General features: G+C 62.7%; 13 protein-coding genes. 3 read left to right on the plus strand and 10 right to left on the minus strand.

The annotated features are described in order from the left end of the window. Positions 1 to 2 precede the first annotated feature (2 nt). The 5 genes from ABID26_RS09250 to ABID26_RS09270 are packed head-to-tail and all read right to left on the minus strand — an operon-like array spanning position 3 to position 6,537. The gene (locus tag ABID26_RS09250; RefSeq protein WP_292301183.1) at positions 3 to 1,463 is read right to left on the minus strand and encodes a form I ribulose bisphosphate carboxylase large subunit; all 1,461 of its coding nucleotides are present in this window, start codon (positions 1,461 to 1,463) and stop codon (positions 3 to 5) included. Positions 1,464 to 1,498: 35 nt separating this feature from the next. Beyond that, the gene (gene fba / locus ABID26_RS09255; protein WP_292301185.1) at positions 1,499 to 2,578 is read right to left on the minus strand and encodes a class II fructose-bisphosphate aldolase; all 1,080 of its coding nucleotides are present in this window, start codon (positions 2,576 to 2,578) and stop codon (positions 1,499 to 1,501) included. Between the two features lie 11 nt (positions 2,579 to 2,589). Continuing rightward, positions 2,590 to 4,596: a transketolase gene (gene tkt / locus ABID26_RS09260; RefSeq protein WP_354415011.1), complete on the minus strand. Its 2,007-nt coding sequence runs from the start codon at positions 4,594 to 4,596 to the stop codon at positions 2,590 to 2,592. A 10-nt stretch (positions 4,597 to 4,606) separates the two neighbouring features. Continuing rightward, positions 4,607 to 5,479, minus strand: coding sequence for a phosphoribulokinase (locus tag ABID26_RS09265; protein ID WP_292301189.1), 873 nt, complete (start codon positions 5,477 to 5,479; stop codon positions 4,607 to 4,609). A gap of 8 nt (positions 5,480 to 5,487) precedes the next feature. Further along, entirely contained in the window at positions 5,488 to 6,537 is a 1,050-nt protein-coding gene (locus ABID26_RS09270) for a class 1 fructose-bisphosphatase (protein ID WP_292301191.1), read from the minus strand. A gap of 119 nt (positions 6,538 to 6,656) precedes the next feature. On the opposite strand from ABID26_RS09270, the gene ABID26_RS09275 reads away from it, so the two are divergent. Together ABID26_RS09275 and ABID26_RS09280 are read left to right on the plus strand one after the other, a co-directional pair. Continuing rightward, on the plus strand, positions 6,657 to 7,646 hold the full coding sequence (locus tag ABID26_RS09275; protein ID WP_292301192.1) for a LysR family transcriptional regulator: 990 nt from the start codon (positions 6,657 to 6,659) through the stop codon (positions 7,644 to 7,646). 225 nt (positions 7,647 to 7,871) lie between these two features. After that, positions 7,872 to 8,072, plus strand: a complete 201-nt coding sequence (locus ABID26_RS09280; RefSeq protein ID WP_126098985.1) for a hypothetical protein — start codon at positions 7,872 to 7,874, stop codon at positions 8,070 to 8,072. A 4-nt stretch (positions 8,073 to 8,076) separates the two neighbouring features. Here the strand turns inward: ABID26_RS09280 and ABID26_RS09285 are convergent, their stop codons facing one another. The 5 genes from ABID26_RS09285 to ABID26_RS09305 all read right to left on the minus strand — a co-directional run bounded on the left by ABID26_RS09285 (position 8,077) and on the right by ABID26_RS09305 (position 12,697). After that, positions 8,077 to 8,706, minus strand: coding sequence for a hypothetical protein (locus tag ABID26_RS09285; RefSeq protein WP_292371295.1), 630 nt, complete (start codon positions 8,704 to 8,706; stop codon positions 8,077 to 8,079). Beyond that, positions 8,706 to 9,581 (minus strand): ABC transporter permease, encoded by an 876-nt coding sequence (locus tag ABID26_RS09290; protein ID WP_435528556.1) that lies wholly within the window; start codon positions 9,579 to 9,581, stop codon positions 8,706 to 8,708. Before ABID26_RS09290 ends, ABID26_RS09285 begins: the two co-directional genes overlap by 1 nt. Continuing rightward, positions 9,578 to 10,366: an ATP-binding cassette domain-containing protein gene (locus tag ABID26_RS09295; RefSeq protein WP_292371294.1), complete on the minus strand. Its 789-nt coding sequence runs from the start codon at positions 10,364 to 10,366 to the stop codon at positions 9,578 to 9,580. Before ABID26_RS09295 ends, ABID26_RS09290 begins: the two co-directional genes overlap by 4 nt. Positions 10,367 to 10,452: 86 nt before the next feature. Further along, positions 10,453 to 11,424, minus strand: coding sequence for a YVTN family beta-propeller repeat protein (locus ABID26_RS09300; RefSeq protein WP_435528557.1), 972 nt, complete (start codon positions 11,422 to 11,424; stop codon positions 10,453 to 10,455). Positions 11,425 to 11,446: 22 nt separating this feature from the next. Next, positions 11,447 to 12,697 carry an ABC transporter substrate-binding protein gene (locus ABID26_RS09305; RefSeq protein ID WP_292371293.1) on the minus strand — a complete coding sequence of 417 codons (1,251 nt, stop codon included), beginning with the start codon at positions 12,695 to 12,697 and terminating at the stop codon, positions 11,447 to 11,449. 411 nt (positions 12,698 to 13,108) lie between these two features. Between ABID26_RS09305 and ABID26_RS09310 the strand changes: the two genes are divergently transcribed. Further along, positions 13,109 to 13,818 (plus strand): alcohol dehydrogenase catalytic domain-containing protein (locus ABID26_RS09310; RefSeq protein WP_354415016.1); only part of this gene is annotated, 710 nt, incomplete at its 3' end.

Raw genomic sequence — 13,818 nt, forward strand, 5'->3', positions numbered from 1 at the left:
CCTTATTCGGCTGCCGTAGCCACCGGAACGAAGTCCGGCGTGTCGGTCGAGGCATAGTTGAAGGTCACGTCCTTCCAGGTCTCGAGCGCCTGTTTTAGCGGCAGACAGCTTTTGGCCGCGTCCTCCAGGATCTGCGGTCCTTCCCGCACATAGTCACGACCCTCATTGCGAGCGAGGATCATGCATTCGAGGGCAACGCGGTTTGCGGTGGCACCCGCGGCGATGCCCATCGGATGGCCGATGGTGCCGCCGCCGAACTGCAGCACGACGTCTTCGCCGAGCAGGTCGATGAGCTGATGCATCTGGCCGGCATGGATGCCGCCCGATGCCACCGGCATCAGTTTGTTGAGCGATGCCCAGTGCTGGTCGAAGAAGATGCCATTCTCCAGCTTCATCGGGTTATGGTCCTCGCGGCAGATGTCGTAGTAACCCCTTGTCGTCGCCGGGTCGCCCTCCAGCTTGCCGACCACGGTGCCGGCATGGATGTGGTCGACGCCGGCAAGCCGCATCCATTTGGCGATGACGCGGAAGGAGACGCCGTGCGACTTCTGGCGCGTGTAGGTCGAATGGCCGGCGCGATGGAGGTGCAGGATCATGTCGTTCCTGCGCGCCCATTTCGCCATCGACTGGATTGCCGTGTAGCCGATCACAAGGTCGATCATGACGATGTTGGAGCCGAGCTCCTTGGCGAAGTCGGCCCGTTCGTACATGTCCTCCATGGTGGCCGCGGTGACGTTGAGATAGGTGCCCTTGACCTCGCCCGTGTCGGCCTGTGCCTTATTGACCGCCTCCATGCAGTAGAGGAAGCGCTCGCGCCAATGCATGAAAGGCTGCGAGTTGATGTTCTCGTCGTCCTTGGTGAAATCCAGCCCGCCTTTGAGCGCCTCGTAGACGACGCGCCCGTAGTTGCGGCCCGACAGGCCGAGCTTCGGCTTGACGGTGGCGCCGAGCAGCGGGCGGCCGAACTTGTCGAGGCGCTCGCGTTCGACGACGATGCCGGTCGCCGGACCCTGGAAGGTCTTCACATAGGCGACGGGAAAACGCATGTCTTCGAGCCGCAACGCCTTCAACGGCTTGAAACCGAAGACGTTGCCGATGATCGATGCCGAAAGATTGGCGATGGAACCCGGCTCGAACAGGTCGAGGTCGTAGGCGATATAGGCGAAATACTGTCCGGGCGCGTTCGGTACCGGGTCCACCCTATAGGCCTTGGCGCGGTATTTTTCGCTCGCCGTCAGCCGGTCGGTCCAGACCACCGTCCAGGTTGCGGTCGAGGATTCGCCGGCGACGGCTGCCGCGGCCTCAATCGGGTCGACACCGTCCTGCGGCGTGATCCTGAACACCGAGATTATGTCGGTGTCCTTCGGCTCGTAGTCGGGCTCCCAATAGCCCATTTTCTTGTATTCCATGACACCGGACCTGTAGCGGTCCTTGCCGGTCACGGTTTCGGATCTGTTGGGCATGACGCTGGTCCTTTCCTTTTTTGGCGGACCGCTGCTCAGGCGGCTTTGGCGGTTGCGATTTGCGGGTCGAGTTTTCCCTCGGCGTAGCGTTTCGCCATCTCGTCCATGGCGATGACCTTGATCTTCGAGGCGTTGCCGGCGGTGCCGAAGCGTTCGAAACGATCGCGGCAAAGGTCGCGCAAGGCGTCCATGGCGGGCTTCAGGAATTTGCGCGGATCGAATTCGCGCGGATCCTGCGTCGCGACGCGGCGGAACTGCCCGGCCATGGCCATGCGGCAATCGGTGTCGATGTTGACCTTGCGCACGCCGTGGCGGATGCCGCGCTCGATTTCCTCGACCGGAACGCCGAAGGTCTGGGGCATCTCGCCGCCATACTTGTTGATGATGTCCTGCAGTTCCTGCGGCACGGAGGACGAACCGTGCATGACCAGATGCGTGTTCGGCAGCTTCTCGTGGATCGCCTCGATCACCTGCATGGCCAGGATGTCGCCGTCCGGCTTGCGCGTGAACTTGTAGGCGCCGTGTGAGGTTCCGCAGGCAATCGCCAGCGCATCGACCCGCGTGGCGGTCACGAAGTCGACCGCCTGATCGGGATCGGTCAAGAGCTGGTCGTGCGATAGCGCGCCCTCCGCGCCGTGACCGTCCTCGGCCTCGCCCTGGCCGGTTTCCAGCGAGCCGAGCACGCCGAGCTCGCCTTCGACGGAAGCGCCGACCCAATGCGCCATGCGCGCGACGCGTTCGGTGATGGCGACGTTGTAGTCGTAGCTTGCCGGGGTCTTGGCGTCCGCCATCAACGACCCGTCCATCATCACCGAGGTGAAGCCGTGGCGGATCGCCGAAAGGCAGGTGGCTTCGTTGTTGCCGTGATCCTGATGGATGCACAGCGGAATGGCCGGATGGATCTCGGTCAGCGCATCCATCATCCTTGCCAGCATGATGTCGTTGGCATAGGAGCGGGCGCCGCGCGAGGCCTGGATGATCACCGGCGCGTCGCAAGCGCTCGCCGCCTCCATGATGGCGAGGCCCTGTTCCATGTTGTTGATGTTGAATGCCGGCACCCCGTAACCGCGCTCGGCGGCATGGTCGAGAAGCTGGCGAAGGGTGATGCGGGCCATTGTCCGTCCTCCTAGATGATGAGCTTCAGCGCCGCCGCGGCGACGGCTTCGGTCGTGATGTCGAAATGCCGGTAGAGGTCCGGGGCGGGAGCACTGGCACCGAAGCCGGTCATGCCGACATAAGCGCCCGTGTCGCCGATCCAGCGGTCCCAGCCGAGACGGGCGGCGGCCTCAACGGCGACGCGCGGCGCAGAGCCGAGGACGGACTTCCGGTAGTCGGCATCCTGTTCCTCGAACAGTTCCCAGCAAGGCATCGAGACGACCGCGGCGGCGATGCCGTGTTCGGTCTCCAGCCGTTCGGCGGCGGCAACGGCGATCTCGACCTCCGAGCCGGTCGCGATCAGCGTCACAGCGCGATGCGCGGATGGCTCGCGCAAGATGTAAGCGCCCCGGCCGGATCGGTTTTCGTCGCTGTGTGCCTGGCGCAGCATCGGCAGGTTCTGGCGCGAGAGCACCAGCACGCTCGGCCGCTTCTCGCTCTTCAGCGCCAGCTCCCAGCACTCTGCCGTTTCGATGATGTCGGCCGGGCGCAAGACGTTGAGGTTCGGTGTCGCCCGCAGCATCGCCAGGTGCTCGATCGGCTGATGGGTCGGGCCGTCCTCGCCGAGACCGATGGAATCATGCGTCATCACGTAGACGACGCGTTGGCTCATGAGCGCCGAGAGCCGCATCGCGCCGCGAGCATAGTCGGCGAAGCACAGGAAGGTGCCGCCGTAGGGCACGAAGCCGCCATGCAGCGCGATGCCGTTCATGGCCGCGGCCATGCCGTGCTCGCGGATGCCGTAGTGAATGTAGCGGCCTGCATAGTCGCCGGGCGCTATGCGATCCATGCCCTTGGTGATCGTCAGGTTCGAATGCGTGAGGTCGGCGGAGCCGCCGATCGTCAGCTCGGTGGCGCCGTTGATCGCGGCAAGCGCCATTTCGGAGGCCTTGCGCGTTGCAACCTTTGTCGCCTTCTCGACGTGCCCGGCGCGGAAGGCGCCAAGGGCCTCGAACACCGCATCGGGCAAATTGCCGCCGATCGCGCGCTCGAAGGCCTTCCGCTGCGGCGAGGCGGCAAGCCGCTGCTCCCAGGCGCGCCGAGCCGCTCGCCCGCGCTCGGCAATCTCGCGCCATGCGGAAAGGATATCGTCCGGCACCTCGAACGGCGCGTAGGCCCAGCCGATGTTTTGCCGCGTCGCGGCAACCTCCGCATCGCCCAGCGGCGCGCCATGCGTCTTTTCCGAACCGCCGAGATTTGGCGCTCCTTTGCCGATCACCGTGCGGCAGGCGATCAGCGATGGCCGATCCGACCGCCGCGCGGTCTCGATTGCCGCGGCGACTGCCTCCATGTCGTCGCCGTCCACCGACTGGACAAGCCATCCGGCTGCCTTGAACCGGGTTGGCTGATCCATCGATGTCGACAGCGAGGTCGGTCCGTCGATGGAGATGGCGTTGTCGTCCCAAAGCACGATCAGGCGGGAGAGCTTCAGGTGACCTGCGAGGTCGATTGCTTCGTGGCTGATGCCTTCCTGCAGGCAGCCGTCGCCGGCGATCACGTAGGTGTAATGGTCGACGAGATCGGCGCCGTGGCGGACGGCAAGCATGCGCTCCGCCAGCGCCATGCCGACGGCGGTCGAAATGCCTTGTCCGAGCGGACCGGTCGTCGTCTCGATGCCAAGCGCGTGACCATGCTCCGGATGTCCGGCGGTACGGCTGCCCAATTGACGGAACCGCTGCAATTCCTCGATCGGCATGTCTTGGTAGCCGAGCAGATAATGCAGCGCATATTGCAGCATTGAGCCGTGCCCGGCCGAAAGCACGAAGCGGTCGCGATCAGGCCAGTCCGGCGCTGTCGGGTCGATATTGACGAAGCGGCCGAACAATACCGTCACGACATCGGCCATGCCCATCGGCATGCCCGGATGTCCGGAATTGGCCTTCTGCACGCTGTCCATGGCCAGAGCGCGGATAGCGTTCGCCATGTCGCGCTCGGAGACGGCGGCGACGACGGACTTCAATGCTGCCAGGCTGGTCATAGCGTCCTCCTCACGACACACGTTTCTTGCGTTCGATCAATTGCAGGATGAGCGGCGTCAGGATCAGCTGCATGGCAAGGTCGAGCTTGTTGCCCGGCACCACTATGGAATTCGGCCGCGACATGAAGGAGTCGTGGATCATTGAAAGCAGGTAAGGGAAATCGATGCCGCGAGGATTGGCGAAGCGGATGACCAGCATCGATTCGTCAGGGGTCGGAATCCAGCGTGCGATGAACGGGTTTGACGTGTCGACGATCGGCACGCGCTGGAAGTTGATCGCGGTCTGCGAGAATTGCGGAACGATATAGCGGACATAGTCCGGCATGCGGCGCAGGATCACGTCCATCACCGCTTCGGTGGAATAGCCGCGCGTAGCGCGGTCGCGATGGATCTTCTGGATCCATTCGAGATTTATGACCGGCACCACGCCGATCTTGAGGTCCGCATGCCTGGCCAGGTCGATCTTGTCGGTGACGACGCAGCCATGCAGGCCTTCGTAGAAGAGCAGGTCGCTCGGCGCGAATTCGCGCCATTCGGTGAAATTCCCCGGCGGCGTGCCGTAGAGCTTCTCCTCGTCCTCGTCATGGACGTAGGTGCGGGTCCTTCCGCTTCCCCGGCGGCCATATTCCTCGAAAACCCCCTCGAGGATCCCGAGCTCGTTGGCCTCGGCATGGAAATGGGTGAAGTTCGGGTTGCCTGCCTTTTCCTGTTTGGCCACCTCCACCTTCATCGCCGCGCGGTCGTAGCGATGAAAGGCGTCGCCCTCGATGAAGGCGGCCTCGATATTCTCGCGCCGGAAGATCAACTCGAAGATGCGCTTGACCGAGGTTGTGCCCGCGCCCGACGATCCGGTGATGGTGATGATGGGATGCCTTGCCGACATGATGCTGCTCAAGCCCTGAAAAGTCCGCGGCGGCTGAACAGCGGCGCACGCTCGCCGATCGCGCTGGGTTCGGTGTGGTAGCGGGCGATCCGCGCGACTTCCCGGGCGGATCCGAAGACCACGGGGATGCGCTGATGCAGGCTCTCGGGTTCGATTTCGAGGATGCGGGTAATCGTATCGGTCGCTGCGCCGGCCGCCTGTTCGACCAGATAAGCAATTGGATTGGCCTCGTAGACGAGCCGAAGGCGGCCTTGGCGGTAGCCTCTGCGTTGGTCGCCGGGATACAGAAACACGCCGCCGCGCATCAATATGCGATAGCAGTCGGCGGCAAGCGAAGCGATCCAGCGCATGTTGAAGTCCTTCTCCCGTGGGCCTTCGGTGCCTTCCAGACAGTCGTCGACATAGAGGCGCACGGCCTCGTCCCAGTGGCGGTAGTTGGCGGCGTTGATGGCGAACTCCTGGGTACGCTCCGGGATGATCCGGCTTTCGTAGGCCTGGACGAAGGTGCCCAGCCTGGTCGAATGCACGAAGACGTGCGTGCCGCTGCCGAGCGACAGAACGAGAGCCAGCTGCGGCCCGTAGATGAAGAACCCGGCGCCCAGCATGCGCACGCCCGCCTGCAAAAAAGAGGCGGCCGGATTGGCGTCCGGCGCGCCAGTCGCAGGGAGGAGCGAGAAAATCGTTCCGATCGACACGTTGGTGTCGATGTTGGAAGAGCCGTCCAGCGGGTCGATAGCGACGGCGAGGGGGGCTTTCCTGTCGAGCAGGACCGGCTGCTCCAGCTCCTCGGATGCATAGAGCGCGACCGGAGCGTGGCGCATCGCGTCGAGGAAGATCTCGTCGGCGAAGATGTCGAGATCCTTCTGGACATCGCCGTCTGCATTGATGCCGCGGGTCCCTCCAAAAGCGGTGCCGAGCACCCCTTGGTTGATGGCATTGCGGACCTTGGTGGCGGCCTGCGTCAGCTGACGGACGGTGGCCACGACCGCGGAGCGGCGTTCGTCAAGCGGGCCGCCGAGATAGGAGTTCAGAAAAGCGTCGAGCGTTGCCGCTGGCATCGTAACCTCCCGGTCCGGCCGTATCCCTCGAGGCCGGATGGGGAGATGAAACCAAACGATCTGCGCTAAGTAAAATTCAATAACTTTACCTGACCAGTAAAAATAATTTAGTATGTCGCATGAGAAACCTCACGCTTAAGCAATTCAAGACCGTTCAGGCAATCGTCAGCCACGGGAAAATCGTCAGCGCGGCCAAGGTGTTAGGCCTCTCTCCTCCAGCGGTGACGATCCAGTTGCGACAGGTGGAGGAGGAGTTCCAGCTGGCCTTGTTCGACCGGACGTCGGACGGCATGCGTCCCACCGCCGCAGGGCTGGCCTTCGTCGAGGCGGCGCAGGCTATCGAGGAGCGGCTTCGTCTGCTCGACGACGAGATGGACGCCATCAAGGGCGTGCGCACCGGCAGCCTGAGGCTCGGCGTCGTTTCCACCGCCAAATATTTCGCGCCGCGGCTCATGGCCGGCTTCATGAAGGAGCATCCCGACATCGACATGCGGCTTGCCATCGGCAATCGCGCCGAAACGATCGATAGTTTGAAGAACCACGACATCGACATCGCGCTGATGGGCCGTCCGCCCAAGGAAGTCTCGGTGCGCGCTTCGGTCTTCGGCGATCACCCGCTGGTTATCATCGCGCCGCCCGAACACCCGCTGGCGTCGGCGCGCGACATTTCCAAGGAAAGGATCGCCGAGGAGCATTTCATCATTCGCGAGCCGGGCTCGGGCACGCGCATCTCGCTGGAGATATTCCTGAGCGACGTGCCTGGCCGGATCGACGATCTCGGCGTCGAGATGGGCTCGAACGAGACGATCAAGCAGGCGGTGATGGCAGGTCTCGGCATCGCCTTCATCTCCGCCCACACCATTGCCGCGGAAACGGAAGCGGGCCGGCTCGTCATTCTCGACGTGATCGGCATGCCGATCCGCCGGCAATGGTTTTCGGTGATGCGCACCGATCACGTGATCTCGCCGGCGATGGCGACCTTCAACGATTTCCTGATGCGCAAGGGCGCAACATACCTGCCCCTGTTCGGCAAACTGTATCCACACGCCGAAGCGAATGAAGCAGCACCGAGGCAACAAGCGATGGCAACCGGAAAACGACCGGAGTGAAACGCCTCATATATCGGCCACCGCGATCGTGCGAAAAGATCCGAGAAGGGGCGTGGACAATCGTCGCCGCCGATGGTGGTCGGCCGGCCCTCATGTTATGTTGCTGCATAGAAGGGCAGGGGCAGGCGCTTCACACTCGCGGCTAGACGGATGGGCAGCCAACCCTGCATGCAAATCGCTATGCGTCCCGGGCGTGGGGTTCGGGAATTCGAAGGGGAAGGGGCAATGCTTTATACGATCGTGATGATGGTCTGCATGACGGCGGCGCCGCAGACTTGCGAGCAACGCGAGGAAATGGCGGACGGCCTGGCCATGAATCCCGGGGTGGCCTTCATGCAGGCGCAGCCGCTGGTCGCCCATTGGCTGGAGACACATCCTGGCTATGTCGTTCAGCGCTGGCGTGTGCTGCCCGGCCGGGGATCCTGACGGACTATTTCTTCGGGGCAAGCGTTTCCGAGACGGTCTTGGACAGCTGGTAAAGCCGCTGCTCGATTATCGTCGGCACATCGCAGACGTAAGTCAGCGATTGCGCTCGCTCGTTGAAGATTCGCGTGGCGAAATTCAGTTGGTCGGTCCGCCGCTCGACCTCGTCCTGATCCGCGTCGGGTTTCGCACGCAACGCATCGACATCGGACGCTTGCTTGCGCAATTCGGCTGCCATTTCGAGCTGCCTGTGGGCGTAGCGGGAAATGCCGGAAATCACGTGCGAACGCTCGGCGTCCATGTGGTCGAACATGCCCTGCTCGAGCATCGCCATTTTCGGCGCAAGCTGCCCGGCCGGCACCGAGGCCGCAAAATCCCTAATCTTCTTCTGCGCGTCCGCGATCGGCAGCCGGCGAGCCGCCAACTCCTCGACCAAAGCGGAGACCGAAGGGTCCTCCGACCAGTCCTTCGCCGCCGGTGGAAGGTCCGGTCCGTTCCAGACCTGGCCGAGCGAGAGTTGCGGCACCTTGCGCTGCACGCAGGGCCAGTCCGGATCGGTATTCGCGGCCATGGCGCTGGCGTGCGGCACGAGCACGGCAGCCGCAACCAGGCTGCCAACAAGGCTCATCCGTTCCATCAACCGTTTCCTCCCGTGCCCTGTTTGCGAGTCATCAGGCCGCGCGAAGGGTCATAAGCGATGATGGCGCCTCCCAGGAACAGCAGCGTGCAGCCGGCCACGACACCCAGCGACACCCAATCGACCTGCCCGTAGAAGGCGAAGCGGATCAGTTCGACGGCATAGGTGAAGGGGTTGGCGAGGCAGAGCTTGTAAAGAAGCGGGCTCGCTTCCTGGATACGCCACAAAGGGTAGAGCGCCGGAGAAGCGAAATAGCCGGGAAAGATGACGAAGTTCATGATGCCGGCGAAGTTTTCGAGCTGCTTGATCATCGAGGACAAAAGCATGCCGAGCGCACAAAGCATCATGCCCGACAGGAACAGCGCCGGCAGCACGAACAAATAGCCGAGCGGCGGTGCCTTGACGCCCCAGAACCAGGCAACGATCAGGAACGCGTAAACCTGCGCGATCGAGACGGCAACGCCGGCGAGCATCTTCGACAGCAGCAGGAACCAACGCGGAAATGGGCTGACAAGCAGGATGCGCATATTGCCCATCTCGCGGTCGTAAACCATCGACAGCGAAGACTGCATGCCCGAAAACAGAAGGATCATGCCGCACAAGCCTGGCGTGATGTAGACCTCATAGAGCACGTAGGTCTTGTAGGGCGGAATGATCGAGACGCCGAGCACCTGGCGGAATCCGGCGGCAAAAATGAACAGCCAGACGAGCGGTCGAACCAGCGAGGAGATGAAGCGCTCGCGTTGATGCAGGAAGCGCAGGCATTCCCGTACGACGACACCTTTCAGGCAGATGAGATAGTGACGAAGGCCGAACGCGCCGGAGGTCGCCGGCGTGACGGGGGCGACCTTTTCCGGCATTGCCGAAGCGCTCATGGCGAGATCTCCGCAATGCCGGCTGCTTCGCTGCGGCTGAGCCTCGAAAAGGCGTCGCCGATCGAACCCGTGCCGCTTGCCTTGACGACGTCGGCCACCTTGCCCTTGGCGACCAGGTCCCCCTGACGCAGCACGACCACGTGGTCGCCGTCGTCAACCTCGTCGATCAAATGGGTGGCCCAAAGCACGCCGATGCCGTCGGTTTCGACCAGCTTGCGGGTGGTGGCAAGAATGCCCGCGCGCGACTGGATGTCGAGACCGACCGTCGCCTCGTCGAGCAGCAGCAAGGAAGGGCGGTGGAGCAGCGCCCTGGCGATTTCGATGCGCCGCATCTGGCCGCCGGAGAGAGAACGGGCCTTGTCATGCTCGCGACCCTGCATGTCGACCGTTTCAAGCAAAGTGGCGATACGCTGCCGGGCTTCGCGTCCGCTGATGCCGTGCAGCGAGGCGTGATAGGAGAGGTTCTGGTAGACGCTGAGGTCGAGATCGAGCGTACGTGCCTGGAACACGATGCCGACACGCCTGAGCGCCTCGCCGGAAGCATGGCTGACGTCATGGCCGAAGATGCGGATCGATCCCCGGCGCGTGTTGTAGAGATGGCTGATCAACGAGAACAGAGTTGTCTTGCCGGCACCATTGAGGCCGAGCAGGGCAGTGAAAGTCGCCGGTGCGATCGAAAAAGTGACGTCGTTGAGCGCCCGCTTGGGACCATAGGAATGGCTGACGCCGGCGACGTCGAGCGCCGCCACTTCATCTCCCGCTGCCCCCGTCCTGACATGCTGCATGGATGGCTCCTTCAGGCCGTGCCCCTTATCTAGCGCGCTCGATTGCCTTTGGCTTCAGTTGCAGGCCTCAGCTTCCCGACTGCGCTCTAATTGGGCGATATGACCACGCCCCAGGGCTGCTGGCCGACGGTGACCGACTGAACCGGCTCGTCGGTCGCCGTATCGATGAAAGTGATGTCGTTGGAATTGCCATTCGTGGTGATCAGTATTTTCTGATCGGGGGTGAAGTCCAGATGCCAGACGCGTTGGCCGACGAGGATGTACTTTTCCACCTCGTAGCTTTGCGTGTTGATCACCGCGACATGGTTCGCCGGGCCGAGCGCGACATAGGCCTTCTTGCCGTCGGCGCTGATGGCGATGCCTACCGGCTGAATGGTTTCTGCCCTCAATCCCGCAATCGCGAACCTGATCTTCTTCACCACCTGCCGCTTGGCATTGTCGATGACGCTGACGGTGCCGCCGACTTCGGCGCTTACCCAGATCTGCGATCCGTCGGGCTTGAACGCGGCGAAGCGCGGGCGCGTGTCGACCAGCACGTTGTCGGTTACCTCATGGCTCTCGGTGTCGATGAAATGCGCCATGCTGGTGGTCTCTGAGGTGTTGACCATGGTCTTGCCGTCCGGGCTGACGGCCATGCCTTCCGGTTCGACGCCAACCGGAATCTCGGTCTTGACTTCCTTGCTGTCGACGTCGATCGCGGTGACCAGATTGTCGTTTTCATTGGCGACGTAGAGCGTCTTGCCGTCGGGCGAAAGCACGAACAATTCGGGATCGTCGCCGGAGGGCAGCGTGCCAACGACCTGCAGCGTCGCGGTGTCGATGATTTGGATCATATTGTCGTCGCTGGCGCACAGATAGATGAACTTGCCGTCATGCGAAATGGTGATGCCGCGCGGTCTTTGGCCGACGTCGACGGTCTTGACCACCTGCATGGTCGCCGTATCGACGACGGTCATCGTATTGTCCTTCTCGTTGGAGACAAAGGCCGTATAGGCCGACGCCGGACCCGCCATGAAGCCGGTCGCGAGAATGGCGAGTGCACAAGCTCGTCCTTGCACCGAAATTCCTCCCGATTGCTTTCTACTTAAGGGCGCATTTCGTCTCCGGCTGATCGACGCCGAGCGTGTCGAGCTCGGAAACCTGGTGGAGATAGCCCTCTTGCGGCGAGGTCGAGACGACCGACTTGGTGTCGCCAAGCAGGATCGGCTGGCGCAGCTGGAGGTTCCATTTGCGGAAGGTCAGCTTCTGTCCCTTGAAGGCGGCGACCGAGAAATCGTCCGAACGGATGTAATCGCTGATCTTTTTCGGATCGTCGCCATTGGTGCGCGCGGTGGCTTCGCCGACGGCCCGCACGGCCGTCCAGGCCGACATGTCCTTGGACAGCATTCGCCGGCCCGTCGTCCTCAGGAAGCGACTTTGCATCTGGATGCCGCCCCATTGCTCGCTGGCGGGATGCCACGACGATGGCACAAGCCCGGCCGTGCCTGCGACAAGCCGCGGCGTCCAGGTGCGGTAGGGGACGTAAGTCCCGAACACCTCGCTTTCATCGGCCACAAGCAGCACATCGTGCTCCGGCAGGTCTTGTGTGAATACCGAAATCTGCTGCTGTATCTGCGTGGCTCCAGTATCGGTGCGGCGCGCCGTGCCGGTGTCCTTGAATTCCTTCTCGGCGACGATCTGGCCGCCGAAGCGGGTTGCCGCGCGGCGCAACGCGTCGGCATAGAGGTGGTCCTCATCATGCGAACCATAGAGCAGCACCCAGTTCGGCCATTTCTTCACCATGAGATACTGCGCCAGCGCGTCGGCCAGCATGCTGCGCGTCGGCGCGATATGGAAAACGTTTATGCGACAGTCCTCCTCGCGCAGCCTGTCGTCGGTGGCGCCGATGTTGAAGATCAGCACGCCCTTGTCGCGTGCGATATCGGCGATCGACAGCAACTGCTTGGCCGAGAGGTCGGCGACCACATAGCGGTCGCCTTTGGCGAGCAGGTCGCCGAATGCCTGAACCGCGTCGGATTCCGGCTTTATCTCGGTAACGTCCAGGCTGAACTTCTGATTGATGAACTTCCCGGTCGTGTTGTTGTCGCCGATAGCGACATTGGCACCCGCGACGCCTTCGTCACGCGGCGGCACGTCGAGCAGGGAAAGCGTCAGTCGCGAGGCGTAGGCCCGCAGGTAGCCGATCTTGATTTCAGTGATCTTTTTTTCAGCCCCGGCCGTTGCCGTCGGTTGTTTGCCCGCCTCTTCCTGGCCTGCCGCCCCGGAAATGTTGGCGGTCAGGAAAAGAAAGCACAAAAAGGCCGCAAGAGTGCTCGGCACCGCGCTCGTCATCGATAGCCATACCCGTTCTTGCGCAGAAGCCCGATCGTGTCGGACCGGCGCCAAGCCAAGGTGCCCGTGGCGAACTTAGCGGAAGTGCTGGATTTATCAAACCTTGCAGGCTGGCTCGTTGCTTCTGCTTTAGTCCAATTTGCTCGTGCCAGGGAGATCGGCGACCAAACGGGTCACGGCTTCCCGAAACCTGCGCAAAAAGCTCCGAACTGATCCTCAAGATCAGCGCCGCGTCCATAGCGCGGCCGCCTCGACGCGGTTGAGGGCCGGGGTACCTTGGTAGAATAGACTTATGAGGTGGATCGTTCGATTATCGCGACCTCACGACGGCCAGAAAACGGACATTTGTTGCGAGCGGGCGTCAAGCCCGCCGAGCACGGAATTCTTCGACTGCCTTGGGAGGAATGCCTCATGAAAACGCGAGCCGCAGTAGCCGTTGGCGCCGGAAAGCCGCTGGAGATCATGGAGGTGGACCTCGAGGGCCCGCGCGACGGCGAGGTGCTGGTCGAGGTCAAGGCGACCGGCATTTGCCACACCGACGAGTTCACGCTCTCGGGCGCCGATCCGGAAGGCATCTTTCCGGCCATCCTCGGCCATGAGGGGGCCGGCATCGTCGTCGATGTCGGCAAGGGCGTGACCTCGGTCAGGAAGGGCGACCACGTCATCCCGCTCTATACGCCCGAATGCCGGCAGTGCCCGTCGTGCCTGTCGAGGAAGACCAATCTGTGCACCGCCATCCGCGCCACGCAGGGCCAAGGCCTGATGCCCGACGGCACCTCGCGCTTCTCGGTCAATGGCGAAAAGCTGTTTCACTATATGGGCTGCTCGACCTTCTCCAACTTCACCGTGCTGCCGGAGATCGCTGTCGCCAAGGTCAATCCGGACGCCCCCTTCGACAAGATCTGCTACATCGGCTGCGGGGTGACCACCGGCATCGGCGCGGTCATCAACACGGCACGAGTCGAGCAGGGCGCGACGGCTGTCGTCTTCGGCCTCGGCGGCATTGGCTTGAACGTCATCCAGGGTCTTCGCCTTGCCGGCGCCGACATGATCATCGGCGTCGACATCAACAACGACAAGAAGGCCTGGGGCGAGAAGTTCGGCATGACGCATTTCGTCAA

Origin of the sequence: Mesorhizobium shonense, from assembly GCF_040545255.1 — a bacterium.
In the GTDB taxonomy this organism is placed as follows: domain Bacteria; phylum Pseudomonadota; class Alphaproteobacteria; order Rhizobiales; family Rhizobiaceae; genus Mesorhizobium; species Mesorhizobium shonense.

Excerpts from the sequence above, each read along its gene's own strand:
- ABID26_RS09290 (WP_435528556.1), bottom strand. The coding sequence starts at position 9,581 with ATGAGCGCTTCGGCAATGCCGGAAAAGGTCGCCCCCGTCACGCCGGCG.
- ABID26_RS09305 (WP_292371293.1), bottom strand. The coding sequence starts at position 12,697 with ATGACGAGCGCGGTGCCGAGCACTCTTGCGGCCTTTTTGTGCTTTCTT.
- ABID26_RS09280 (WP_126098985.1), top strand. The coding sequence starts at position 7,872 with ATGCTTTATACGATCGTGATGATGGTCTGCATGACGGCGGCGCCGCAG.
- ABID26_RS09275 (WP_292301192.1), top strand. The coding sequence starts at position 6,657 with ATGAGAAACCTCACGCTTAAGCAATTCAAGACCGTTCAGGCAATCGTC.
- tkt (WP_354415011.1), bottom strand. The coding sequence starts at position 4,596 with ATGACCAGCCTGGCAGCATTGAAGTCCGTCGTCGCCGCCGTCTCCGAG.
- ABID26_RS09285 (WP_292371295.1), bottom strand. The coding sequence starts at position 8,706 with ATGGAACGGATGAGCCTTGTTGGCAGCCTGGTTGCGGCTGCCGTGCTC.
- ABID26_RS09270 (WP_292301191.1), bottom strand. The coding sequence starts at position 6,537 with ATGCCAGCGGCAACGCTCGACGCTTTTCTGAACTCCTATCTCGGCGGC.
- ABID26_RS09250 (WP_292301183.1), bottom strand. The coding sequence starts at position 1,463 with ATGCCCAACAGATCCGAAACCGTGACCGGCAAGGACCGCTACAGGTCC.
- ABID26_RS09265 (WP_292301189.1), bottom strand. The coding sequence starts at position 5,479 with ATGTCGGCAAGGCATCCCATCATCACCATCACCGGATCGTCGGGCGCG.
- ABID26_RS09295 (WP_292371294.1), bottom strand. The coding sequence starts at position 10,366 with ATGCAGCATGTCAGGACGGGGGCAGCGGGAGATGAAGTGGCGGCGCTC.
- fba (WP_292301185.1), bottom strand. The coding sequence starts at position 2,578 with ATGGCCCGCATCACCCTTCGCCAGCTTCTCGACCATGCCGCCGAGCGC.